20 protein-coding genes are annotated in these 23,797 nt (G+C 63.7%); 11 read left to right on the top strand and 9 right to left on the bottom strand.

Features of this window, described 5'->3' with window-relative positions:
- Positions 1–34 precede the first annotated feature (34 nt).
- A complete protein-coding gene (tkt, locus tag C4S68_RS15620; protein WP_103934011.1) occupies positions 35–2,044 on the bottom strand; it encodes a transketolase in 2,010 nt (669 codons plus the stop codon).
- 303 nt (positions 2,045–2,347) lie between these two features.
- On the opposite strand from tkt, the gene C4S68_RS15615 reads away from it, so the two are divergent.
- The 4 genes from C4S68_RS15615 (at position 2,348) to C4S68_RS15600 (ending at position 5,874) form a co-directional block, all read left to right on the top strand.
- On the top strand, positions 2,348–2,953 hold the full coding sequence (locus C4S68_RS15615) for a hypothetical protein (protein ID WP_103934148.1): 606 nt from the start codon (positions 2,348–2,350) through the stop codon (positions 2,951–2,953).
- 90 nt (positions 2,954–3,043) lie between these two features.
- Complete coding sequence (locus C4S68_RS15610) at positions 3,044–3,733, top strand: hypothetical protein (RefSeq protein ID WP_103934010.1); 690 nt, start codon at positions 3,044–3,046, stop codon at positions 3,731–3,733.
- Between the two features lie 89 nt (positions 3,734–3,822).
- Positions 3,823–4,410, top strand: a complete 588-nt coding sequence (gene pyrR / locus C4S68_RS15605; protein WP_103934147.1) for a bifunctional pyr operon transcriptional regulator/uracil phosphoribosyltransferase PyrR — start codon at positions 3,823–3,825, stop codon at positions 4,408–4,410.
- 111 nt (positions 4,411–4,521) lie between these two features.
- Positions 4,522–5,874 carry an MFS transporter gene (locus C4S68_RS15600; RefSeq protein WP_103934009.1) on the top strand — a complete coding sequence of 451 codons (1,353 nt, stop codon included), beginning with the start codon at positions 4,522–4,524 and terminating at the stop codon, positions 5,872–5,874.
- 107 nt (positions 5,875–5,981) lie between these two features.
- On the opposite strand, the gene hemL is transcribed toward C4S68_RS15600, so the two are convergent.
- Positions 5,982–7,295: a glutamate-1-semialdehyde 2,1-aminomutase gene (hemL, locus tag C4S68_RS15595; protein ID WP_103934146.1), complete on the bottom strand. Its 1,314-nt coding sequence runs from the start codon at positions 7,293–7,295 to the stop codon at positions 5,982–5,984.
- 83 nt (positions 7,296–7,378) lie between these two features.
- Here hemL and purM point away from each other — a divergent pair, with 83 nt between their 5' ends.
- Positions 7,379–8,461 (top strand): phosphoribosylformylglycinamidine cyclo-ligase, encoded by a 1,083-nt coding sequence (purM, locus tag C4S68_RS15590; RefSeq protein ID WP_103934145.1) that lies wholly within the window; start codon positions 7,379–7,381, stop codon positions 8,459–8,461.
- Positions 8,462–8,491: 30 nt separating this feature from the next.
- Complete coding sequence (gene purN, locus C4S68_RS15585) at positions 8,492–9,130, top strand: phosphoribosylglycinamide formyltransferase (protein WP_235011630.1); 639 nt, start codon at positions 8,492–8,494, stop codon at positions 9,128–9,130.
- A gap of 70 nt (positions 9,131–9,200) precedes the next feature.
- On the opposite strand, the gene C4S68_RS15580 is transcribed toward purN, so the two are convergent.
- Together C4S68_RS15580 and C4S68_RS15575 are read right to left on the bottom strand one after the other, a co-directional pair.
- Positions 9,201–10,271, bottom strand: a complete 1,071-nt coding sequence (locus C4S68_RS15580; protein ID WP_235011629.1) for a site-2 protease family protein — start codon at positions 10,269–10,271, stop codon at positions 9,201–9,203.
- 127 nt (positions 10,272–10,398) lie between these two features.
- Positions 10,399–11,901, bottom strand: coding sequence for a methyltransferase regulatory domain-containing protein (locus C4S68_RS15575; protein WP_103934007.1), 1,503 nt, complete (start codon positions 11,899–11,901; stop codon positions 10,399–10,401).
- 222 nt (positions 11,902–12,123) lie between these two features.
- Here C4S68_RS15575 and C4S68_RS23630 point away from each other — a divergent pair, with 222 nt between their 5' ends.
- Together C4S68_RS23630 and murJ are read left to right on the top strand one after the other, a co-directional pair.
- Positions 12,124–12,756, top strand: coding sequence for a MerR family transcriptional regulator (locus C4S68_RS23630; protein WP_235011628.1), 633 nt, complete (start codon positions 12,124–12,126; stop codon positions 12,754–12,756).
- A gap of 86 nt (positions 12,757–12,842) precedes the next feature.
- Positions 12,843–14,453, top strand: a complete 1,611-nt coding sequence (gene murJ, locus C4S68_RS15565; protein ID WP_160115188.1) for a murein biosynthesis integral membrane protein MurJ — start codon at positions 12,843–12,845, stop codon at positions 14,451–14,453.
- A gap of 71 nt (positions 14,454–14,524) precedes the next feature.
- Here murJ and iscX read toward each other — a convergent pair whose 3' ends face one another.
- Together iscX and C4S68_RS15555 are read right to left on the bottom strand one after the other, a co-directional pair.
- The gene (iscX, locus tag C4S68_RS15560; RefSeq protein WP_103934005.1) at positions 14,525–14,743 is read right to left on the bottom strand and encodes a Fe-S cluster assembly protein IscX; all 219 of its coding nucleotides are present in this window, start codon (positions 14,741–14,743) and stop codon (positions 14,525–14,527) included.
- 65 nt (positions 14,744–14,808) lie between these two features.
- Positions 14,809–17,091 carry a glycoside hydrolase family 3 N-terminal domain-containing protein gene (locus tag C4S68_RS15555; protein WP_103934004.1) on the bottom strand — a complete coding sequence of 761 codons (2,283 nt, stop codon included), beginning with the start codon at positions 17,089–17,091 and terminating at the stop codon, positions 14,809–14,811.
- A gap of 295 nt (positions 17,092–17,386) precedes the next feature.
- Between C4S68_RS15555 and C4S68_RS15550 the strand changes: the two genes are divergently transcribed.
- Positions 17,387–18,406, top strand: coding sequence for a radical SAM protein (locus tag C4S68_RS15550; RefSeq protein WP_103934143.1), 1,020 nt, complete (start codon positions 17,387–17,389; stop codon positions 18,404–18,406).
- On the opposite strand, the gene C4S68_RS15545 is transcribed toward C4S68_RS15550, so the two are convergent.
- From C4S68_RS15545 to C4S68_RS15535, 3 genes are all read right to left on the bottom strand, one after another.
- Positions 18,400–18,783: a hypothetical protein gene (locus tag C4S68_RS15545; protein WP_146072174.1), complete on the bottom strand. Its 384-nt coding sequence runs from the start codon at positions 18,781–18,783 to the stop codon at positions 18,400–18,402. The two genes, C4S68_RS15550 and C4S68_RS15545, sit on opposite strands and share 7 nt — an antisense overlap.
- A 457-nt stretch (positions 18,784–19,240) precedes the next feature.
- The gene (locus C4S68_RS15540) at positions 19,241–19,903 is read right to left on the bottom strand and encodes a DsbA family protein (RefSeq protein ID WP_103934002.1); all 663 of its coding nucleotides are present in this window, start codon (positions 19,901–19,903) and stop codon (positions 19,241–19,243) included.
- A gap of 84 nt (positions 19,904–19,987) precedes the next feature.
- A complete protein-coding gene (locus tag C4S68_RS15535; protein WP_103934001.1) occupies positions 19,988–21,880 on the bottom strand; it encodes a DUF3857 domain-containing protein in 1,893 nt (630 codons plus the stop codon).
- Positions 21,881–21,949: 69 nt separating this feature from the next.
- Between C4S68_RS15535 and C4S68_RS23265 the strand changes: the two genes are divergently transcribed.
- Positions 21,950–22,189: a hypothetical protein gene (locus C4S68_RS23265; RefSeq protein WP_160115187.1), complete on the top strand. Its 240-nt coding sequence runs from the start codon at positions 21,950–21,952 to the stop codon at positions 22,187–22,189.
- Between the two features lie 90 nt (positions 22,190–22,279).
- Positions 22,280–23,794, top strand: a complete 1,515-nt coding sequence (gene rmuC, locus C4S68_RS15530) for a DNA recombination protein RmuC (protein ID WP_103934000.1) — start codon at positions 22,280–22,282, stop codon at positions 23,792–23,794.
- Positions 23,795–23,797: the final 3 nt, after the last annotated feature.

The following is a 23,797-nucleotide window of genomic DNA, read 5'->3' as shown; positions in this document are numbered from 1 at the left end:
CGAACGCTCGCTCCGGCCTTCGTGTTGACTTCGCTTACTTCTTGACCAGCCCCTTGGCAGCTTCGACGACGTGAGCGACCGAGATGCCGAGCTTCTCCAGCGCGATGGGACCGGGAGCCGACGCGCCGAAGCGGTCGAGACCGATGGCCACACCGTTGCCGGCGATGTACTTGTACCAGCCCATCGTGGCGCCAGCTTCGACGGAAACGACCGGCGTGCCCTTGGGGAAGATGCTCGCCTTGTAGGCCTCATCCTGCTCCTCGAAGATCTTGAAGCTGGGCATGGAGACGACGGTCGCGCTGATGCCTGCGCCCTTCAGCTCTTCAGCAGCCTTCATGACCAGTTCGACTTCGGAGCCAGTAGCGACGAGGACGATGTCCGTGCCCTGCTCGAGGATGTAAGCACCCTTCGCAGTGCCTTCGAAGACCTTGTACTTCGCGGCATCGAGGACCGGGAGATCCTGTCGGGACAGAGCCATCCAGCTGGCGTGCTTGCGCTCGAGAGCGAGCTTCCAGCAGGCAGCCGTCTCGTTCGCGTCCGCGGGACGGAAGTCGGTCAGCTGCGGGATCGCGCGCAGGCTCATCAGGTGCTCGATCGGCTGGTGCGTAGGACCGTCTTCGCCGAGGCCGACCGAATCGTGCGTGAAGATGTACAGCGAGTGCACGCCCATCAGACCGCCCATGCGGAGGGCCGAACGGCAGTAGTCGGAGAAGGTGAAGAAGGTGGAGCCGAACGGGATGAGGCCACCGTGCGCCGCCATGCCGTTGACCGCAGCCATCATGCCGAACTCGCGCACGCCGAAGAAGACGTTGCGGCCCTTGGCATCGGAGTGGAAGTTGCCAGAGTCCTTGAAGATGGTCTTGGTGGAGCTGGTGAGATCGGCCGCGCCGCCGAAGAGCTCGGGCAGCACCGCACCCACCGAGTTGAGGACGACCTGGCCGGCGTTACGCGTGGCCACAGCCTTCTCGACGGGGAAGGTGGGAACCTTGGACTCCCAGCCTGCGGGAAGCTGCTGTGCGAAGGTGCGCTCGTACTGAGCGGCGAGCTCCGGGAACTCAGCCTTGTAGGCATCGAAGCGCACCTGCCACTCGGCCTGGGCCTTCTGTCCCTTGGGGATAGCCTCACGCCAGACCTTCAGCGCGGCATCGGGAACAGCGAAGCTCTCTTCGGGATCGAAGCCGAAGAACTTCTTGGTCGCCTTGGTGCCTTCGACGCCGAGTGCCTCACCGTGCACGGACTTGGTGCCGGCCTTGGGAGCGCCGTAGCCGATAACGGTGCGGACGCGGATCAGCGAGGGGCGAGTGCGCTCCATCTTCGCAGCCTCGATGGCGAGGTTCAGCTCGTCGAGGTTGTTGCCGTCGGAGACGAACTGCACGTGCCAGTCGTAGCCTTCGAAGCGCTTGGTGACGTCCTCGGTGTAGCTGAGGTCGGTGGGACCATCGAGCGAGATGAGGTTGTCGTCATAGAGCACGATGAGCTTGCCGAGCTGCAGGGTGCCAGCCAGCGAAGCGGACTCATGCGAGACGCCTTCCATCAGATCGCCGTCGCCGCAGAGGACGTAGGTGTAGTGGTCGACGACCTTGTACTTGTCGTTGTTGTAGACCGCGCCGAGGTGCTTTTCAGCGATCGCGAGGCCGACGGCCATCGCAAAGCCCTGGCCGAGCGGACCGGTGGTGACTTCGACGCCGGCGGTCTCACCGTACTCCGGGTGACCGGGGGTGTGCGAACCCCACTGGCGGAACTGCTTGAGCTGCTCCATCGGCAGGTCATAGCCGGCCAGATGCAGCGACCCATAGAGCAGCGCGGAAGCATGACCGTTCGAAAGCACGAAGCGGTCGCGATCGCTCCACTTCGGCTCCGTCGGGTTGTACTTCATAAACTTGTGGTACAGCAGGTAGGCGATGGGGGCGCAGCCAAGGGGGGCGCCGGGGTGGCCGCTGTTGGCCTTCTGGACCTGGTCCACGGCCAGAAGCCGGAGGGTATTGATCGCCAACTGCGTGACGTCCGCTGTCAGCGGCGTAGCATCCTGATGCTGTTCGCTCATTCCTATCCTCAACGAAAAAATGTCACGAGCCGCAGCCGCACCACGGACGGGGCGGCCCGTACCTCACTCGCAAACCGTGGCTCTAGTGTACTCGCCCTCTTTGCGGCGGCGTGAATCTCTTCCGAGTTGGCAGCCGATACCACGATGGTGCGGGAACGAAGGGCGAAGGCGGCCCGGACCAAGGGGCTCAGACCGCAGTGGGCGGCCTGCTGGAAACCTGCAGTGGAACCAAAACGGAGAGTCCGTCGTATGCTGATCTGCACCAGCAGTCTGGCGGAGCTGCGTCTCCGCCACGGAGGATCCATGAAGATCACCCTCGCCGCCGCTGTCTCGGCCACATTGATGCTTACGCTCGCCACCGGCTGCCGTGTGAGCAGCGAGGAGCAGGGCGACAAGAAGAACGTCAGCATCGCCACGCCGTTCGGCTCGATGCATGTGAACACGGACGAGAAGCCGGACACGACCTCGATCGGACTGGCGGTCTATCCCGGCGCGACGCCCTACAAGGACCCGGGAAGCGACCACAAGGACAGCGGTTCCGCGGATATCAACATGAGCTTCGGTGACTTTCACCTCGGGGTGAAGGCCGCGACTTTCATCACGCCGGACTCGCAGGACAAGGTGCTGGCCTTCTACAAGAAGGAGCTGGCGAAGTACGGCGACGTGATCACCTGCCGCGGGGATTCGACACTGGGCGAGCCCACCCGCACGGCGCAGGGCCTGACCTGCGATGAGGACAAGAAGAACCACGTCACCTCGTCGAACATGGACTCCGGCGACCTGGAGCTTCGCGCCGGTAGCCAGCAGCACCAGCACGTGGTGGGAGTCGAAGACAAGAGCGGCAAGACCAAGATTGGGCTGGTCGCGCTGGATCTGCCGGTAATTCACGACAAGAAAGACGTGGAGTAGCCTCCACGGGGATCAGCAGGGCTTGCGAAGCGGTTCGGGCCGCGGGACGCCAGTTTGCCCCCGGCCCTTCGCACGCTTACCCTGTGAAGAGTGATCGCCCGCACCTGCCCCCGCTGCCACACCCACCTCGAGCTCGAGGAGTCTTCGCTGGTGTTCTGCTTTCATTGCGGAGCGCCGCAGGTCTTGCTGAGCCAGGAGCTGCGGGACGTTGCCGAGCAGCAGCAGGCTCCAGCCGACGGCGCGGATGGGGCTGCCACTCCGGCGACTCAGCAGCTGGATCCGACGGTCATCCAATGGCAGCCGATGCTGAAGCTGGTTGCCGGGGTGAGCGCATGCTTCGGCCTCTTCAGTTTCCTGCTTCCCCTATCGCTGTTCGCTCCGGCGATCGCCATGTCGCTGTACACGAGCCGCTTTCGGCAGGCCCGCGTGACGGCAGGGCTGGGCGCGCGGATCGGGCTGTTGTGCGGGATCATCGTGTCTGCGGTGACGGGGACGATCGGGGCTATAAGTTCGCTGATCCTGCGGGTCCGCAGCCACGGCGATTCGGCCTTTGACGACGCCTTCCGCACGCAGATCCAGCAATTCCGTGACCAGCTGACGGCGCAGCACACTCCGGATGTCGCGGGGACGACGGCGTTCCTGAATATTCCTGAGTTCCGCGCCGGGATGATGCTGTGCGGTGCGGCGCTGATGATCGCGATCTTCCTGGGCGTCATCAGTGCAGCAGGAGCGCTGGCGGGCTATACCCGCTCCCGCGCGCCGGGCCGGGCGGCACTTTAGGTCTGGCCGAAATTCGACGCCAGGCGCTTTCCGTGCCGTGCAGCAGATCACCCAATCCACGGTGCAGCGCTGCTATGATCGGAGCCATCATGAGTGAAGTAACCTCCGCCACGCCTGAGAGCCGTTCGCCCCGCCTTCGCGAGAAGGGCCGCCTGATGTCCGCCTCCGAGATTGAGCGCACGCTCGTTCGTCTGGCCCATGAAATTGTGGAGCGCAACAACGGAGCCTCGAACCTTGGGCTCGTCGGCATCAAGCGCCGCGGCGTGCCGCTGGCGGCGCGCATCGGTACGCTCATCGAAAAGATTGAGAAGACCCCGGTTCCAACGGGCACGCTGGATATCAGCTTCTACCGCGACGATCTGTCGACCGCAGGCCCGCGGCCGACCGTGACGCAGAGCGAGCTGGGCTTCGATGTCAACGGCAAGGACATCATCCTGATGGACGATGTGCTGTACACGGGCCGCACGATTCGCGCGGCGCTGGATGCGCTGTTCGACCACGGCCGCCCCAAGAGCGTGCAACTGCTGGTGCTGATCGACCGCGGCCACCGCGAACTTCCCATTGAGGCCCGATTTATTGGCCGCACCGTCCCTACAAGCCGCCGCGAGATTATCGAGGTGAAGCTTCGGGAAGTAGACAACGACGAACAGGTGATCCTCGTGGAGCTGATCGACTAGATCGCTTCCCTTCCCTATCAGGCGAAGGCCCTCCACGCAGACCAGCGTGGAGGGCCTTCCCTTTTTAGCTGCTACCATTCCTTCACCCCATTCATCCAGAAAGTTCTGACCATGGAAGAACAGAGCCAGAATCCTGTCTTCGACGAGACCGTCGAGGCCACAGAAGCTATACCGATTCCGCAGCCGACCGCCCCGGCGGAGCCGCTATCGATGAATGCCGTGCTGCAGATCGCTCCGCTGCGGCGACTCTGGTACGCCCAGATCGTCAGCGTCTTCGGCGACTTCCTTGCGCTGTTCGCGATCATCACCATCATGACGTTCCAGATGCATGCAACGCCGCAGCAGGTGACGGGCCTGAACATTGCCTACCTGCTGCCGATCGCTGTGCTGGGCGTCATCTCAGGCGTGTTTGTCGATCGCTGGCCGGTAAAGCTGACGCTCGTAGGCAGTGACTACATCCGCGCCTGCCTGTGCCTGCTGCTGTTCTTCGTGCACAGCATCACGGGGTTCTACATCGTGATGGCGACGATCAGCATCTTTTCGAGCTTCTTCTCGCCGGCGCAGGGCGTGGCGCTGCGTTCGGTGGTGCCGATGCACGGCCTGCGCTCGGCCAATGCGCTGATGCAGCAGGTCATGTTCATCATGCGCATCATCGGCGGCCCCATCGCGACGACGCTGGTTCATTACACGACGCCGCGGCTCTGCTATGGCCTCGATGCAGCGAGCTTTCTCGCGTCCGGTTCGTTGATTGCATCGATCGCGCTGACGATCCCGAAGAGGCCCGCGGTACCGGCAGCAGAGGGAGCCGCGCCGAAGTCGAAGGTGGGTAGCATCCTCGAGGACATGAAGGTGGGCGCGGGGTTCATCTTTCACCACGCGGCGCTGCTGTTTGTGATCGTAGCGCTGGCCGCGGGCATGTTCGTGATGGGCTGCTTCGGTCCGCTGATCGCGATCTATGTGCGCGATACGCTGCGTGCTTCGACGAACACCTTCGGCATCACCAGCGCGGCGATCGGCATCGGCCTGCTGATCGGCGTGAATGCGCTGAACGCCTTTGCAAAGCGGATTGCGAATACCACACAGGTGTACCTCGGGCTGGGCGGCATCGCGCTCGGCACACTGCTGCTGGCGCTGGCGCCGATTGCCGGCTTCACGGTGCTCCACGTCGGTGTGCCGATTGCGATCACGGTCTTCGGCTGCTTCCTCATCGGCTTCTCCTGCGCGGGCATCATTGTGCCATCGCAGACGCTGATTCAGCAGGAGACACCGCAGGCACTGATGGGCCGCGTGGGGTCAACGACGATGTCGGCGATCTTCTCGGCGCAGATTGCCGGTTTGCTGCTCTCGGGCATCCTGGCGGACCACACCAGCGTGCGCAGCGTCTTCGCCATCTGCACGGGAATGCTGGTCGCCCTGGTGATCGCAGGCAAGCTGTGGATGGAACCCGAGCCGCACGCGGCTTGAGCGGGCTGTTTGCTGTTCGTTGCAGCCGCATTCCTCGTGACCTGATGGCCTCGCCCCTCTACAGCATCTTTCTGTAGAGGGGCGAGGCCTTCAGGTAAGGGACGCTGCTACCTGGTGACCGCCTTCAGGGCTTCCTTTGCAGCCTCCAGCACAGCGTGGATCTCCGCATCCCCGATTGCCGTGGAGACGAACGCGGCTTCGTACTGGCTGGGCGGGAGCCACACCCCGGCGTCCAGCATGGCGCGATGGAATCGGCCGAAGGCGGCGGTGTCACTGGTGCTGGCGGAGGCGAAGTCGGTGACCTTCTCCGGCGTGAAGAACCAGGTAAACATGCTGCCGATGCGATTGGTGGTGAGCGCGATGCCCTGCTCCGCCGCGAGGCGCGCGACGCCGTCCGCGATCTTCGCCGTGGCGGCTTCGAGTTGCGGATAGATCGTGTCCCTGTGCGCGAGGATCTCCGTGAGCATGGCCTTGCCTGCAGCCATCGCGAGCGGATTTCCGCTGAGCGTGCCGGCCTGGTAGACAGGGCCGAGCGGGGCGAGCATGTTCATCACGTCGAGGCGCCCGCCGAACGCGCCCACCGGCAGGCCTCCACCGACGATCTTGCCCAGCGTGGTCAGGTCCGGAGCGGCCTCGCCGCGATCCATCCCGAAGCGACCCTGCGCTCCGCCCGAGGACAAGCGGAATCCCGTCATCACCTCGTCGAAGATCAGCAGCGCGCCGTGCTTGCGCGTGATCTCGCGGAGTCCCGCGAGGTAGCCTTCGGCGGGAAGAATGGTTCCCGCGTTGCCCACAACCGGCTCCACGATGACGCAGGCGATCAGGCTGGGATGCGACTCAAATGCGGCTTCGACGGCGGCGAGATCGTTATACGGCAGCGCGAGCGTGTGCATCGCGGTCTCGTCGGGCACACCGGCGGAGCCCGGGATGCCGAAGGTCGCGACCCCGGAACCGGCTTTGACGAGCAGAGCGTCGGCGTGGCCGTGATAGCAGCCTTCAAACTTGATGACGAAGGGGCGTCCCGTAAAGCCGCGCGCCACGCGGATGGCCGACATACAGGCCTCGGTGCCGGAGCTCACGAAGCGCATGGACTCCATGGACGGATAGCAGGCATTGACCAGTTCGGCGAGCTCCGCTTCGGCAGCGGTGCTCGCGCCAAAAGACGGGCTGCGGCCAGCGGCATCGCAGATGGCCTCGACGACGGGTGGCCAGGCGTGGCCGAAGAGCATCGGTCCCCAGCTGCCGAACAGGTCGACGTAGCGGTTCTGGTCGGCGTCGACGAGATATGCTCCCTCGCCACGCTCCACAAAGGGCGGATGACCGCCTACGGCGCGGAACGCTCGTACCGGCGAATCCACGCCACCGGGCAGCCAGCGCTGCGCCTTTACCTCGAGAGCTGCGGATCGCACACGCTCGTTCATCTTTCCCATGCCGTAAGTATAAGAGCGGCTGGTACACTTCCCGTGAAGCCAGGCACTGAACCCTTCGCAGTAAGGTGGTTGTTGTGAGCAGGTTTCCCGCAGATGCCAATCCTCCAACCACGCCTTTGAGCGAGGAAGAAGAACGGGCAGCGCGCGCCACCTGGTTGGGCGACAGGTATATCCAGTCCAACGACCGCATCAAGGGCCTCGCCCGCCGTACCTTCAACAAGCAGGTGCTGAGCGAGCTGGGCGGCTACTCCGGCCTGTATGCGCTGGATGCCGAGCGCTATCCCGAGCCGATCCTTGTCGCGTCATCCGCGAGCATCGGCCCCAAGCTGGAGTTCGCCGCGCAGATGGGGCTGCATGGCGTGCTGGGCGCGGACCTGGTGAATCACTGCGTCAATGACGTCGCGGTCCAGGGCGCCACGCCGCTCTACTTCATGGACTACTTCGCTGCCGGGCGGCTTGATCCGCAGGTGGTCGAGCAGGTGATCAGCGGGCTGGTGGACTCCTGCAAAGCCAACGGCTGCGCGTTGCTGGGCGGCGATACCGCAGAGCGTCCCGGGCTGCTGCGCGAGACGGAGTACGAGCTGGCCGGCTTCCTGACCGGCGTCGTGAGCCGCGCGCGGCTGCTGGAGCCGGATCACATCCAGGACGGCGACCTGATGCTCGCGCTGCCTTCGAACGGCCTGCACAACACAGGCTTCGATCGCGCCCGCCAGGGGCTGCTGGAGGTCGGGCGATACCACATCGAGCAGTATGTGAACGCGCTGCAGGACAAGGTGGGTGCAGCGTTGCTGCGGCCGCATCGCAGCTACCTGGCGCCGATCCGCAAGCTGCTGCAGGCGGAGTGCGCACACGGATTCGCGCACATCACCTCGGGGGGCGTGACGGACAGCCTTCCCCGGGCATTGCCCCGGGGACTCGCAGCGCATGTCGATCTCTCCAGCTGGGAGGTTCCGCCGCTCTTTCAGCATCTGCGGGACCTGACGGAGATCGATCAACAGGACATGCTGCGGGCATTCAACATGGGTGTGGGGCTGGTCGCGTTTGTGCCTCCGGCGCTGCTCCCCAAGGCCCGGGCCGTGCTGCACCGGATCAACGAGCGCAGCTGGATCCTGGGTCGCGTGGTGCGCGCGCCACAGCGCAGGGTGCTGTACGTGTAGGAAGGCGCTGCTACCCTTGAAGGGATGAGTTTGACGACCTCTCCAGACAGCACCCGCAACGGCACTCGTATTGGCATCCTGATCAGCGGTCGCGGCTCCAATGCGATGGCCATTCTCCGCGCGGTACAGGAAGGCCGTTTGCCCGGCTGCGAGATCGCTGTCGTCATCTCCAACATTGCCGGCGCCGGTGGGATTGAAGCTGCCCGTGGTGCGGGGGTTCCTGCGGTCGCGCTGGAGAGCAAAGGGCGATCCCGCGCGGAGCACGAGCAGGCCGTGACGGCGCTGCTGGAGAAGTTCCGCGTCGACCTCGTCTGCCTCGCAGGGTACATGCGGCTGTTGTCGGCGGAGTTCACGCAGCGCTGGGGTTCGCGGATGTTGAACATCCACCCGTCCCTGCTGCCGGCCTTCGCCGGGCTGCATGCTCAGCGGCAGGCGCTGGAGTATGGCGCGCAGGTGACAGGCTGCACCGTGCACTTTGTGAACGAGGTGATGGACGGCGGCGTGATTGTGCTGCAGCGGACCTGCGAGATCCTGCCGGAAGACACCGAAGACACACTCTCAGCACGCGTGCTGCGGGAAGAGCATCAAGCGTATGTCGAAGCGATCGCGCGGGTCGTCAGCGGAGAGTACGAGGTTGTGGGGCGGAGATATCTGAAGAGTGAGGGATAAGGGATGAGGGACTGTCGCGGCGCGCTCGCAAGACTTGTAATCCCCAATACCTGTGCCCTGATCCCTGCTCTTACATTCCCGGAACCTGCGAGCGCATCAGCAGCGCCCCCAGCGCAATGATGAGCACCTGGAAGATCACGAAGATCCTGCTCGGGGTTCCCTCTTCGGCAACATCGCGGCCGAGCGCCCGCCAGCCCATTCCAACAGCAAGAACGAGGAAGATCCAATGGGTGTTTGGGCCCATGGGATTGGCGTCTATGTTCATGCTGACGGTGAGGCCGAAGAACAACAGACAGGTCGCGGCGACCAGGATGCGCTGCATGCGGGTGAGAGCGATGGTAGCCTGGGCTCCGTCGAAGGCCACGATGAACGCTACCGGAAACAGGTTGAGCAGGTTGATCCAGGCTCCCAGATACGCCATCAGGTGGAAGAACGGCGGGTGGGAAGGCATGACGACGAAGATCCCGTAGGCGATCAGCGCGACAGCGAGGCCCATCATCGGTCCGGCGAGAGCGATGATGCCGAGGTCCTCGCGAGAGACGCCTGAGGCGTACCAGCGAACGTAGGCGCCAAAGCCGGGCAGGAAGACGGGGAGGTCGACGGGCAGGCCGCGACGCTTGACCGCGATGTAGTGGCCCATCTCATGCAGCGTGACGGTGAGCACGAGAGCCAACGCGAACGCCCAGCCAAAGAGAGCCCAGTAGATACCGAAGTAGGCGAGGAAGCTCAGGAGGAACTTGGCCTTGAAGAGCAGGAAGAGCCAGCTCTTGGCCTTGATGAGGAACAACGCGATAGGAGCAAAGGGCCCAAGACGCTTGGTCCACCTGGCCTTCTGGTCCTCCTGTGCGGCGAGCCTGCGGTCGATCTGTACGATGTGTTCGCGGATGCTGGCAGCCTGCCGGGTGTCCTCCGGGAGCCAGGGAAGGGTTTCCTTCCAGCGCGCGCGGGCTTCCGCCCACTTCTGCTCCTGCTCCAGCTGCTGGGCCTGTGCGGCGACCTGCGAGAGGTGTGCACCGTAGGTCAGGGTTTGGCAATCCGGGCAGGTGAGGGTGCCGTCGGGCAGCCAGTGACTGCAGCTGGGGCAGCTATGGATCACCTCCGGTGCTACATTTTCGTTTCCAGCCACCGTGGTGGACATCATTCCAAGCCTCTGAATCCATTTTATTGGACTCGCGGCACATGGGGGAACGTCTTCGGCCGGGGATGGCGATCGTTGCGTCCAGGCTGGGCCATCGCCAGGGCGCTTCCGGGCGAGCTGGCAGAGACGTTCAGGCCTCCAGCGCCCCGGCGCGATAGAAGAGTTGGAGCATGCCGTTGAGGCCTCCCTCAATGTCTCCGGGCGGGATCTCTGGACTCCTCGCCGCGAGCTCGCGGGCCAGGTCGGCATGATCGCGCGTGCCATCGAGGAGCTGGAGGAGCTTGAATACCAGCGGCTCTTCGGTACTCAGCGTCGCGTGCAACGGTGTGACGATGAGACCGCCGCCATTCAGGAACACCAGGCACAACGGGCTTAGTTTCGGCCGATCAGGGACGCCATGAGCCACAGGCACAGGCACAGGCACAGGCACAGGAGACGCCTCAAGAGTGATAAAGCGGGCGATGACGAGTTGCAGTAGCAGGGTAAGCAGCTGCGTCTCTGATGCGAGGCCCTGCGCCACGATCGGTCCGGTGATTTCGGCGAACGGAACCGCCTCCGGAAAGCGATCCGCAAGACCACCCAGCAGTGCGATGAGGCCAGGATCCTGCGCCTCGAATCGCACCAGGTCAGGCAGTGAGAACACGCACACCCCGTCACTGCGACGCTCCACGGAAGCCTTCGAGGACAGCCAGAGATGACGCATCGGCTCCAGCTGCGGATCGACCTGGAACGGTACGCCCGCGTGGCAAAGCAGTGACTCGCGGTAGGACCGCATCCGGACGAAATCGAGCGCCTGCTCGTTGGCGAGCGAATCATCGCCGACGAGCTCCTGAATCTTCTTCCGAACCTCGGCGCGATAGCAGGGGTCGGTCGGCGGAGGAATCTGGGCATCACTGAAGTGCTGCAGCGTATGGGCCTGCGCGTGGAGGAAGAAGTCCTGAAAGCTGACGGGCTTGTACTCGGAGGCCATCTCATCGTGGAAGACGACGGCTGGGCCGCGCCTCTCCATCCCATGGATCTCGCGCTCCAGCAGGACGCGAAAGCCGTCACCTTCCGGACGCGACGCCGCGATGAAGCGGAGGACATCGAGCCCCTTCTCAGGAACGTTCTCCGTCCCATGGCCTTCAACGGCGAGGAGAATCTCCCGGCTCAAAAGGCGGAGATACCCACCGGGAAGCGCCGCGTAGCTGATGAATGCGATGCCGTGCGGCGAGAGGCGCTCGTTGCAGAAGCCAAGCAGGCGGTCGCGGACGGCGTCAGGAACCCAGCTGTAGAGCCCGTGCGCGATGATGTAGTCGAACTCGCCCTGCAGCTCGGGGAGTTGGTCGGCCTCCATCAGGTCGGCCTGCAGGAGACGGATGTTGCGAAGCCCCAGAGACTCGATGCGCCGCTGCCCCTCAGCAATGGCTCCCCCGGCAAGGTCAAAGCCGGTGAACTGGCTGCCCGGCAGAGCATAGGCCATCGGGATCAGGTTCGCACCAGTGTTGCAGGCGATCTCCAGCACACGACAGTTGTCCGGGGCAACCGCGGGAATACCATGCAGCCTGGCTATCGCTGCAAGGCGGCGGGGATGCGTATCCGGATGCGTGGCTGCCGGATAGATCACGCGATCATAGATGTTCTGGCTCGGCATGGTCCTGGGTTCGTCTTCAGCAGAAGGCAGGCAGCGGCAGCGGACCGTGCTTTGAGTGGTCGCCAGGAAGGGAAGTTTACGCTGGGCGAAATCTAAACGAGCCCGGTTCCGGGGTCAATACGAAATTCCGCGTCCGGGACGGGCCAAGTGGAAGACTCAAAAGGAGAACCTCTGTTTTTCCACCGATCTCCGGCGACGCGACCTATACTTGCGGTGAGACGGATGGCTGTTCAGAATCCAATTCGGAAGAACACGGCGAAGACGCCGGAGATCCCCGACAAGCTGTACTTCCGCATCGGGGATGTGGCTCGCATCTGCGAGGTGCCCGCATACGTGCTGCGGTTCTGGGAGAGTGAGTTCCCTCACCTGAAGCCCAACAAGGGCGGCACCGGCCAGCGGCTGTATCGCCGCAAGGATGTCGAAGTGGCGCTGCGCATCAAGACCCTGCTTTACGACCAGGGCTACACGATTCCCGGAGCGCGACAGGTCTTCAAGGGCGAGGCCAAGCCGAAGGAGGCCGCGTCGTTTGCCGCGGAGCCCGTGATGGCCCCAGCGGCGCCTGCGATATCCATGGCAGCGCCCGCCCCGACGCAGATGCCCGTGCGCGAACCTTTGCAGGGCGCTCAGGTGGCCTCCATCACGACGCTTCGCCGCGAGGCAGCGATTCAGTTGCTGCGGGATGATCTTCGTGCGCTGGCCGCGATTCTCGCGCGACCGGTGAACATGGACGGCGAGACCGCGACGCCGGGACCGACCAAGGTGCGGACCATGAGGCCGCGACTGGTGGAGCGGAATACGGAGAAGCCCGCAGATCGCGGCGAGCGATTCCAGGGCGACCTGTTCACAACCGAGTAGCGAATCCCTCGCACACTCAGCCCGTGCCATCCCACTCCTCCCTACCTACTTGGTATCGTCAAGATTGAGCGCATGGTGGCAAACACGTGCCGCGCGGAACCCTTTGCCTTGAAGACGACGTGAGCGAAATTCAGACGCCCCCCGCGGCCACGACCGCGAAGACAACGAAGACCCACACGGCCGGTTCGGCCGCGATGCTGCTGATGGCGAGCGCCCTGCTCTCCGGCGTTCTGGGCCTGGTGCGGACTGCGTATGTGAACTACCTGTTTGGCGCGGGAGCGCAGCAGGACGCGTATCGCGCAGCCTTTGCGTTGCCGGACTTGCTGGCCTACTTCCTCATCGGTGGAGCGGCCTCAATCTCCGTCATCACGATCCTGAACCGGTACCTCACGGCGGGCGATGAGCGCGGCGCGGACCATGCGCTTTCGGTGATCCTGAACAACATGCTCGTCGTGCTGGGTGTGGGCGTGCTGTTGGCGGAGATCTTCGCGCCGCAGTACATCTGGCTCGCGAACGAGGGTTTCCGTGGCGATGCGCTGCGCAGCAGCCTTGCGACGACGATGACGCGAATCATCCTGCCCGGGCAGATCTTCTTCTTCTTCGGCAGCGTGATGGGATCGCGGTTGCAGGTGCGCAAGATCTTCATCTACCAGGCCGTCGCTCCGCTTCTCTATAACGTCGGCATCATCGGCGGGGCGTTCCTGCTGCACAAGCAGCTGGGGGTGGTGTCGCTGGCGGTGGGCGTGACGGCGGGCATGCTCTTCGGCAATGCGCTGCTGAACGGCATCGGCGCGCTGCGCTCCGGGCTCCGGTACTCACTGCATATCGACTTCCGCGATCCGGCCTTCCACGAATGGCTGCGGCTCTCGTTGCCGCTGATGATCGGCGTTTCGCTGGTCATGTTCGACCGGCAGTTTCTGAACTACTTCGCTTCCGCGCGCGAAGGCGGCATCACCCTGATCGGCAACGCGAAGGACCTTTTCAATGCTCCGTTCAACGTGATCGGAGCCGCCGCCGGAGCAGCGTCGCTTCCCTTCTTCGCATCGCTGTACCAGCGCAAGCTGGAGTGGGAGTTCTCGGCGTCGGTGACGCGGGCGGTGTCGCGGCTGGCCTCTGTGGGCTTTCTCGTTTCAGCGTGGATGATCGCGCTGGCGCCATGGCTGATGGACCAGTTCCGCCGCGGCGCCTTCAGCCGCGCGAATGCGTCCACCACAACGCACCTGTTTATCCTGCTCGCGTTCACGCTGAGCATCTGGGCAATTCAGGGCATCTACGCGCGGGCGTTCTACGCCGCCAGCGACACGAAGACACCTGCGATCATCGGCACGACTGTGACGGTGCTCTCGGCGCCGATCTACTGGGCGCTGTTTCACACGCTGGATCTCACAGGCCTTGCGATCGCTTCCGACCTGGGCATCCTGGTGCAGACCGGCACGCTGGCGATCCTGCTGCACAAGAAGCGGCTCGTGTCGCTGGCGCAGCTGGAGTTTGGCGAGCTCGGCCGCGCAGCGCTGGCGGCGGTACTGTCATTCGGCGCGGCTTATGCCACGGCACATGCGCTGCCGGCAACGACGAGCCATCGCGGCGGGCTCGTGATCATCGCGGCAGGGTCCGTAGCGTGGGGTCTAGTCGCGCTGGTGGTGCTGCTCGCGTCAGGGTCGAAGCTGCCGAAGCAGCTACTTCGGAGAGGCAGATAGTAAACAGTAGACAGTGCGTGGGTCGCTCGGCCCCACGCAACTGTCTACTGTCTCGCCTCTACTGTCTCGCCTTATCCTTTCGCTTCCTCGTACTCTTCATGCCAGGCGAGCTGGATGGCTTCCAGGCCCTTCTCGGTGGACTTCATGGGGTCGCCAACGAAGCCGGGCAGCTGCGTCACCCACTTGTGCAGGTCCGTGAAGCGCACGGTGTAGGGATCGGTGTCGGGGAACATCTCCAGCAGTTGAATCCCAATCTCCAGTACGTCGGTCCAGTCGATCTCGCGCGGCATCGTTGCTCCCTGTCTTGCTTCTTCAGCGTTCTCCTTCAGTTTACGACTACGAGGATCGTGAAACGCTACGGCAGCACGCTGAAGCTCTCATGCAGCGTGGCCTCGGAGCTGTCACCCACCCACACGTCGAAGTCGGAGGGCTCGGTGACCCAGCTACCCTTCGCGGCGCTGAAGTAGGTGCGCTCCTTCGGCCCGACGGTGAGGCTGACCTCCTGCGACTGGCCGGGAGCGAGCGTGACGCGGCGGAAGCCCTTGAGTTCGCGCACCGGGCGCGAGCCGGAGCCGTAACGCTGATGCAGGTAGAGCTGCACAACCTCATCCGCGGCGACCTTGCCGGTGTTGGTAACAGTGACGGTCGCGGTCGTGGTGCCATCCACCGGCGAGGACTTCGCGCTCAAGCGAAGGTTGCTGATGCTGAAGGTCGAGTAGCTGAGCCCGAAGCCGAAGGGATACAGCGGCGACGTGGGCAGGTCCCAGTAACGCGAGGTGAACTCCGGCGAATCATAGGGCTTGTGCGATGCGGTGTGCGCATAAAAGACAGGTACCTGGCCCACGTTGCGCGGCCAGGAGACGGTGAGCTTGCCGCCGGGGACGGCATCGCCCGCAAGCAGATCGGCCACGGCATTCCCGGTCTCCGTGCCGCCGAAGAAGCAGTCCATGATGGCCGGCACGTGCGACGAAGCCCAGGCCAGATCCAGCGGCCGGGTGCTGAAGAGCAGCAGCACGACGGGCTTGCCCAGCGCCTGCACGGCCTGGAGCAGCTCCTGCTGCCGGCCGGGAAGCTGCAGCGAGGAGCGCGAAGAATACTCAAAGTCCATCGCCGCAAGCTCGCCCAGCGTCATCACGACGACGTCGGAGTTGCGCGCGAGATCCAGCGCGGCCTTCCACTGCTTCTCGGCCTCCTCGGCGGACCAGGGCGTCTCGGGCTTGGGGCCGAACATGCCATCGAAGGAGGACGGAAACTCCTTGATGAGCTGCACTCCCGGAGCGAAGCGCACATTCGCGCCGACGAACTTGGTCTTGAGGCCTGCGACGACGGAGACGGTGTCCGTACCCTTGGCCGTGAGGCTCCAGGGACCGTTCATGTCTTCGGCGCGGTCCCCCATCGGGCCGATGACTGCGATGCGCTTCGTGCTCTTGGCCAGCGGCAGCAGATGGCCTTCGTTGCGCAGCAGCACCGCGGAGCGCTCGGCAGCGAGACGTGCAGCCGGGCGATGCTTGGCGAGCATCTCGGAGTGGGTCTGTCCGGTCGCGTCGGAGAAGGGATGATCGAAGAGGCCGAGGTGGTACTTCGTCGCGAGGATGGGCCGCGCGAGGTCATCGAGCTGCGACGTAGGGAGCTGCCCCTTGTCGAGCAGCGCCTTCATCTGGTTGAGGTACGTAGCCGAGCCCATGTCCATGTTGACGCCCGCGATGGCTCCTCGCTGAGCGGCGTCCGCGGGGTCCTTGGCGAAGCCCTGGGTGACCAGGCTGCCCACAGCGAAGGCGTCGCTGACGACGAAGCCGTGGAAGCCCATCTGCTCGCGTAGGATCTCGCGCAGCAGATGTACGTTGCCGCTGGCGGGCACGTCGTTCAGGTCCATGTACGCGCTCATCACGGAGCCTGCGCCGGCCTCGACACCCGCGCGGAAGGGTGGGAGATAGACGTTCTGCAGCTGCTCTTCGGAGATGTAGGAGGCGTCGTAGTCGCGGCCGCCTGTGGCAGCGCCGTAGCCGGCGAAGTGCTTCAGCGTCGCGAGGAAGGGACGCTCCGAAGAGCCCTGGAAGCCGAGCACCTGCGCCCGCGCCATCGCCGCGCCGAGGAAGGGATCTTCGCCGGCGCCCTCGGAGATGCGGCCCCAGCGCGGGTCGCGCGCGATGTCTACCATGGGAGCGAAGCTCCAGCGCAGGCCGGCGTGCCAGGCCTCTTCCGCGGCCATCGCCTGCGCACGCTGCACCATCTCAGGGTCCCACGAGGAGGCCGCGCCGATGGGCACGGGGAACTCCGTATCGAAGCCGTGGATGACATCGAAGCCGAAGAGGATGGGGATGTGCAGGCGCGATTCGTTGAGCGCGATCTTCTGCAGCCGGTTGATCTCGGCAGCATCCGTGAGGAAGAGCAGTGAGCCGATCTCGCCGCGCCGAATGTGGTCTTCGTAGGAGACGGGGTCGGCCTTGAAGCCGGCAATCGGCAGCTTGAAGTAGAAGGGCTGATTGAGCTGGCCGATCTTCTCGGCTGGCGTCATCTGCGCGAGGAGCGCGTCGGCTCGGCGAAGATCGTCGGTCGTGAGAGCCGATTGCGCCGGGGCCTGACCGGCAAGAAGTGCAAGGGCAACAACAGAGGGCAGGAGGGCGTGGAGCTTGATCATGGGCAGAGTCACGGGCCTTGGGCTGCGCGCGGAGAAAGAGACCGCTAACGGAGACAGATAGTAGCCCCTGCTCGCAACCTCTGTCAGCACGCGGGTTAGAGGGTCGTGGCGTGACTTGCTTCGCTGTAACCAGAACGGAACCGAGACCGCCGCAGAGCGAAGCTGGCCCGTCTCTGGCAGGCTGTTGACCGCATCGCGATAGAATGGAGCGTTGACTATGGACACCACAGCCCAGACCCAAACGGCCCCGAAGACGGAAGCGCGCTTCACCCCTCCGCCTGCCGCAGCACGTCGCATGACCGCGAAGCGCCGCCTGATTGCGGCCTCGCGACGTATGCGCGAGCTTAGCTCGATCGGCTGGGCGCTGGCCGATACGGCGCACCCGTACATGGCGCAGATCGTGCCCATGCGCCGCTGCAACCTGGCGTGCACCTACTGCAACGAGTATGACGACCACTCGAGCGCGGTGGATCTGGCCGAGATGGAGCGCAGGATTGCGCACCTCGGCAAGCTGGGCACGTCCGTCATCACCATCTCCGGCGGCGAGCCGCTGCTGCACCCCAACATCGAAGGCGTGATCCGCGCGATCCGCAAGACCGGCGCCATCGCCGGGATGATCACCAACGGCTACCTGTTGATGCCGGACAAGATCAAGGCGCTGAACGAGGCTGGCCTCGACCACCTGCAGATCTCCATCGACAACGTGATGCCCGACGATGTCTCGAAGAAGTCGCTGAAGGTGCTGGACGCCAAGCTGCGCATGCTGGCCGAGCACGCCGACTTCCACGTAAACATTAACAGCGTCGTGGGCGGTGGGATTGCCGATCCGAACGACGCGTACCTGGTGAGCACCCGCGCGCTGGACCTCGGCTTCTCGTCGACCATCGGCATCATCCACGATGGTTCGGGACAGCTGAAGGCCCTGGGAGCAGACGAGCGCAAGACCTGGGACGCCGTGCGCAAGCTCACGCGGCGCAGCTACTCGCGGTTCAACCATTTTCAGGAAGCCATCGCAAACGGCAAGCCGAACGACTGGCGCTGCCGCGCGGGCTCGCGCTACCTGTACGTGTGCGAGAACGGGCTGATCCACTATTGCTCGCAGCAGCGCGGCTACCCCGGCGTGCCGATCGCGGAGTACTCGGTAGAAGATGTGAAGCGCGAGTTCCTGACGGAGAAGTCCTGCGCTCCGAACTGCACCATCAGCTGCGTCCACCAGGTGAGCTACATCGACCACTGGCGGGGAGAGCAGGCAAACGCGATTACGCCGGGCGGCGCGGGGCATGGCGCGGACTCAGGGCTGGTTCAGATTCAGTAGGGCCAGTCGTAGGCCAGCGGCTGCGAGCGGACCGTGCCTACCCAATCAGACGGATCAGGATTTGATGCAGGGGGCGCCTCGGTGAAGACCGCCGTGATGCTGTAACGGGCCGCGGGCATATCCTCCAGCGGTATGGGGTGGGCATTGTCAGCGTGCCCTGGTCCCCCTGGAAAAATGAAAAAGTTCCACAACACCACATCGCCCGTCCAGGTTCCGTGGGGAGGAATCGTCACTTCCACCCTTCGCGACACGCCCGTGATCGGCATCGCCAGGTACTCGAGCTGGTACTGCTTGCCGTCCTGCGAGCGCATTTCCAGAGAAATGGCTGTGAGGTAGTCATAGCCGCGGTCGTCGCCAGCGCCAAGGCGTAGGTGCACGTTTCGTTCGGACTCATTTTGCAGGCCAACGCGTAGGAGGCCAATCATCCGTGTCCTTGCAAGAGTCAACTTCAGCGGGACGGCATCTGCCTGCTGTGACCAAGCAGCGCACGGGACGAGGAGAGTAACGAGCGATAGGCATTGGAGTGGGCGCATTTTTCTTAGACGGGCGCGGATGAAAGTGGCACCGGACTAGCGATGCGTTGCGACATGGCACCGCGGGTCAGCCCACTTGAGAATGTCGACCTTGTCGCAAGCTCTCACCTTGAGCACCGAGCTGTGCTTGATCAGTATCCCCGGATACTCCCAATGGAAGCCAATGACTGTTTGTCGAACCGCCACCACCGCGGATACGGTCAGAAGAAAAGCGGGTAAGCAGAAGTCGCAACAACATTGTGCTCTGAGCAATGAAGAAGGCCCGACGCGCGGGCCTTCAGGTCGTAAATTCTCGGTCTCCCTACCGCGCTGCGTTCCTATGCGCTGCTGGAGCTCCTCCTTCACGCGCGGCTTCGGCCTGGGCCTGGTCGATGGCGGTGTAAAGCTGCATCACGTCCTTCACCTGGATCCAGTGGCGGTTGGTGACCACGAGGATGGTCGGGGTCTCACGCAGGCCAAGCTTGTCGCCGAGGGCAGCGTCAGCCTCGACCTCGCGGGTGAATCTGCCGCTCGGGTCGACGACGAAGGGCAGCGACTTGCCGCCGTGGTTCTTGAGGTACGCCTCGGTGAACTGCTTCAGGTCGTCCGGGCTGGCGATGCGGAACTGCGAGGCAAAGACCTGGCGGCGGTAGTCGGTCGCGTAGTCGAAGCCGATGGTGTCTTCCATCCAGCGTGCATAGATGGCGGCGGTGCGGCTCCAGGTGTGGCCGGGAATGAGGAAGTCATGGCGCACCAGGGGGATGTGGTACTTGGCGACAGCCTCATGCACGATGGGAAAGGCGTGCGCGCAGGCCGGGCATTCGAGGTCTTCCCACTCGATGACAGCGACCTTTGCCCCGGCCGGCGGCTTGAGCATCGAGGTGTCCTTGTAGGGCGCAACCTCGTTGGGAGGTACAGAGGTCTGCGCAGCTGCGATTCCGCAGCCGGTTGCCAACGCTACAGCCAAAGCCAATGCACGATTCATACCCATCTGACGCAATTGCCGGTCCTTTGCGAGCAAGCGTGCTCTCACTGAATATTTGAACACAGCGTGCGGAAATTGCACTCGCTAGTGGGCCGCGCTGGCGCCAGAAACCTCGGCAGTGGCGCGACTCAGAACGATCTGCTCCTGATCGGCGGTCGCGATGTCGCCAAAGTACTTCCGAAGCGTCGGATAGTCGTCGATGGGAAAGTCCATCGTGCTTACCGCAAATACACGGTCTAGAAGAAGGACGTTCGGATCGGAGCCGGGTGTGCCGGCCAGATGCCCCTTCTTGATCTCCGAGGCGTAGTCCAGCGAGGTGCGAACGTTCAGCGTGTGCCCATCGGGCGTGAAGTCGATCTTTAGGCCAGCGGGCATCCGAATCTTCACTTGATCGTGGCTGCGGACGATTTCGGGAAAGCTGATCGGTAATTTGCGCTCGGCTTCGGTGAAGGGATTTGTCTCGTTCGTTTGAAATAGCTGCGCAGGCAGAAGGAGCCGCCGTGGAGTCACGGTTCCTAGCTTGCCTGACACCTCAAAACTGGCGATCAAAGGGGCTTCTCCATCCTCCACACCCTCCAGCTTGGTGAGCTTCACCTGGAAGGCTGAAGGAAGGTCGCTCCGCAGCGATTCCTCTAGTCCCTTCTCCATTGCGGTCGCATCTGTGGCGCGGGCGACGAGGCGTAATGCGATGCCGCCACCTCCGACCCAAGCCTCAGTCACAGTGCCAGTCACAGATCCATCGGGCGCAAGCAAGAGGTTTGCGGCACGCTCCCGGCGATAGTTAGCGGGACTGAAGGCCGGACTGGTGATGAGCGACATGCGGTCGGTCGAGGCGGCAAATCCGGCGGCCTGCAGATGCCACGGCGCGAGAACACCGTAGGGGCAGGCAGGCATCCCGGGATCGAGGAAGAAGAGCTTGCCCTTGTAACTCACGACAGCAAGAGTGGAATCGAGCTGGCTCCAGGTGAGGACCTGCTCGTCGAAGCGGGTACGGTTGCGAGACGCGACGACCATCGGAAATGCATCGAAGCCCGCGACGCGAGCCATTGCGATGAACAGCATGGCAATGGCATAGCTGGTGCCCCGGCGGCCGATCCAGACGTCGTCGATGAGACCTGTGGTTCGGATGCCGCTCTTCTTGTCCTCCCGCGCGGAACGCTCCCGGGTAAAGTCGGTGTTCTCCAGCGTCATGACGGCTGCGTAGAGGCGGCGCAGCTTCTGATCTTCCGTATCTCCCTCGTGAAGGAGCCCGTGGACGGCTGCCTGAAGGTCTTTGCCCGCGATGAGCTCATGGTTCCAGTCATCGCGGGTAGAGGTACCGGTTAACGCCCAGAAGCTCGCAGGGTCGCCCGCAAAGTAGAAGAAGCGGACACGATAGACGACAGCATCGGCCGGAGGCATGAAGGGCTCGGTCTGGTAGGCGGGCACGTCGGCGAGATCGAGCCGCACGGTCTGCTTGTCGCGGACGAGATCGGCACCGGGAGGGAGATGGGATACCCAGCGCGCTCCGGCGGAGTTCTCGCGGCTCGCGAACTTGAGCAGAAAGTGTTCCTGTTTCACAAAGAAGGTGCGCTGCACGCGCCAGATCGGAGCGTAATAGCGCGCGAGTTGCTGATAGATGCGGTTCTGGCTGTCGAAGTGACAGATGTATTCGAGGATGCTGCCAACCTCAACCGAAGGCATCGAGATAAATGTCTTGTCGGCGTCGCTGTTTTCAGACTGCTGACCATGATGCGGCTTCCCATTGAACGGAATAATGGTTCCATCGGCGTGGATGGTGCGGGCGACGATGTGCTCGCCATCAACGTCGTAGTCGAAGATGCGGGGCGGCAGCTCGATGGTGCCGGAACGGAGTCCGGCTTCCGTGAGGATCTTGATCCGGACATGGATGGTGACTTCGGCCGAACTGGCGTCGTCCACCTCGTCGTACGAGAGCATGACGGAAGGTGCGCCGGGAGCCTTCGGCTCGGCCGTCATCTTTAGCTCGTCTGGGGTGGGCGCTGTCCATGCCGGAGAAGAGGCGTGAGCGTATGGAGCGAAGATCGCATGCAGCAGACCCACGAGGCTCTGGAGAAGGACACTTCTCACGGCACGGTGGCACAGAGCAAATCGATTCAGGGCAATTCTGGTCACGGCAAACTCCGCGGGGAAGGACCGAACCCGCCGCCCCCCAAACCGAAATCACCTCTACTGGACGTGAGTGAGCCGACCCGGGATGGAGTTCCAGCACGCCACGAATCCGAAGAGGAAATGTCTGCCAAGAGTAGCGTCGCGATCGATGCCTGACAAGTAGAAGCCGAGACGCCGAGACCCAAAGCGATTCCGCAATTCCCGGTGCTATTCTCCGATCCAGGCTGTTAGCGAAGGAAAACCGAAATGCTGCCCATTCTGATTGCTCTCCAGATCGTCACCCTTGTTGCCCTGATTGTGCTCTGGATTGCCTCACGCAAACCGGCCGCGAACGTCGCCGATCCGCGGTTGGAGTCGTTGCTGGCCGCCGATCTGCCCTCTCGGCTGACGCGCCTGGAGACGCAGGCTGGAGGCACCGAGCGTGCGTTGCGCGAGGAGCTGGCGCAGACGCGGCAGGAGGCTTCAGGAGCCGCAGAACGAGCCAGAGTGGCCGCAGACAAATCTTCCCGGGAGTTGCGTGAAGAGCTTCTGGGCACTGTGAACACGCTCGGCAAAACGCTGGCCAGCGGCCTGGAAACCTTCCGTGGCGATAACAAGACAGGCAGCGAGGCGCTGCGACAGGCCGTCGAGGCTCAACTGAACACGCTGACGCAGCGCATGAATGCGTTTGCCGCCGACCAGGCACAGTCGCAGACCAGCGGGCGCGAGGCGCTGCAGCAGAGTCTTGAAGCGTTGAGCACGCGGCAGGCCGGCGAGCAGGAGAAGCTGCGCGAGACCGTACAGCAGCGGCTGGACAAGCTGAACGCGGACAACACAGCCAAGCTGGAGGAGATGCGCAATACGGTTGACGAGAAGCTGCAGAAGACCCTGCACGACCGGCTCACCTCGAGCTTCGGTGAGGTGACAGACCAACTCGCCAAGGTGCACACCGGCCTCGGAGAGATGAACACTCTCTCGGCTGGAGTGAACGACCTGAACCGCATCTTCTCCAACGTGAAGTCGCGCGGCGGCTTTGCCGAGGTGCAACTGGGTAAGCTGCTGGAGCAGGTGCTCGCGCCGGGACAGTTCCTGGAGAATGCGCGGGTGAAGGCGAACTCGCTGGAGGTAGTCGAGTATGCGGTGAAGTTTCCGGGCTCAACGGGAGCAGACGTGCTGCTGCCGATCGATGCGAAGTTTCCGCGCGAGGACTGGGAGCGGCTGGAGACGGCCTACGAACACGGCGAGCAGGCGGAGATCGAGCAGGCCCGCAAAGCGTTCGACAACGCGATCCGGACCGAGGGCAAGCGGATCTGTTCGAAGTACATCAACGAGCCGGTGACAACGCCCTACGCGATCATGTTCCTGCCCACCGAGGGCCTCTACGCGGAGGTGTTACGCCGCGACGGCCTGCAGGCCGAGTTGCATCAGCAATGCCGCGTGATGGTGGCCGGCCCCTCGAACCTCTATGCCCTGCTGACGAGCTTCCAGCTGGGCTTCCGCATCCTCAACCTGCAGAAGAAGGGGAACGAGGTGTGGAATGTGCTGGCGACCGCGCAGAAGGAGTTCAAGAACTTCGAGGGCCTGATGGATTCCATGGAGAAGCAGGTGGGGACGGTGCAGAACACGATCCAGAAGCTCGGCGTGAGGACGCGCGCCATCAACCGCACGCTGCGGGATGTGAGCTCTGAGAGTGCGTCTGGAGGCGCAGACGCGTTGCCCGCTGCGGCTCAGGGGAACTTCGACGGACTATTGCCGATGCTGGCGGCGAACGAGGAGGAGTAGCAA

Origin of the sequence: Bryocella elongata, assembly GCF_900108185.1 — a bacterium.
GTDB lineage: Bacteria > Acidobacteriota > Terriglobia > Terriglobales > Acidobacteriaceae > Granulicella > Granulicella elongata.
Note: the sequence above shows the minus strand (reverse complement) of the source record. Positions and strands in the feature narration are given on the sequence as shown.

Excerpts from the sequence above, each read along its gene's own strand:
- tkt (WP_103934011.1), bottom strand. The coding sequence starts at position 2,044 with ATGAGCGAACAGCATCAGGATGCTACGCCGCTGACAGCGGACGTCACG.
- C4S68_RS15535 (WP_103934001.1), bottom strand. The coding sequence starts at position 21,880 with ATGACGGCCGAGCCGAAGGCTCCCGGCGCACCTTCCGTCATGCTCTCG.
- C4S68_RS15615 (WP_103934148.1), top strand. The coding sequence starts at position 2,348 with ATGAAGATCACCCTCGCCGCCGCTGTCTCGGCCACATTGATGCTTACG.
- C4S68_RS15580 (WP_235011629.1), bottom strand. The coding sequence starts at position 10,271 with ATGATGTCCACCACGGTGGCTGGAAACGAAAATGTAGCACCGGAGGTG.
- iscX (WP_103934005.1), bottom strand. The coding sequence starts at position 14,743 with ATGCCGCGCGAGATCGACTGGACCGACGTACTGGAGATTGGGATTCAA.
- C4S68_RS23630 (WP_235011628.1), top strand. The coding sequence starts at position 12,124 with ATGGCTGTTCAGAATCCAATTCGGAAGAACACGGCGAAGACGCCGGAG.
- pyrR (WP_103934147.1), top strand. The coding sequence starts at position 3,823 with ATGAGTGAAGTAACCTCCGCCACGCCTGAGAGCCGTTCGCCCCGCCTT.
- rmuC (WP_103934000.1), top strand. The coding sequence starts at position 22,280 with ATGCTGCCCATTCTGATTGCTCTCCAGATCGTCACCCTTGTTGCCCTG.
- C4S68_RS15550 (WP_103934143.1), top strand. The coding sequence starts at position 17,387 with ATGACCGCGAAGCGCCGCCTGATTGCGGCCTCGCGACGTATGCGCGAG.
- hemL (WP_103934146.1), bottom strand. The coding sequence starts at position 7,295 with ATGAACGAGCGTGTGCGATCCGCAGCTCTCGAGGTAAAGGCGCAGCGC.
- C4S68_RS15540 (WP_103934002.1), bottom strand. The coding sequence starts at position 19,903 with ATGAATCGTGCATTGGCTTTGGCTGTAGCGTTGGCAACCGGCTGCGGA.
- C4S68_RS23265 (WP_160115187.1), top strand. The coding sequence starts at position 21,950 with ATGCAGCAGACCCACGAGGCTCTGGAGAAGGACACTTCTCACGGCACG.
- C4S68_RS15600 (WP_103934009.1), top strand. The coding sequence starts at position 4,522 with ATGGAAGAACAGAGCCAGAATCCTGTCTTCGACGAGACCGTCGAGGCC.
- C4S68_RS15575 (WP_103934007.1), bottom strand. The coding sequence starts at position 11,901 with ATGCCGAGCCAGAACATCTATGATCGCGTGATCTATCCGGCAGCCACG.
- C4S68_RS15555 (WP_103934004.1), bottom strand. The coding sequence starts at position 17,091 with ATGATCAAGCTCCACGCCCTCCTGCCCTCTGTTGTTGCCCTTGCACTT.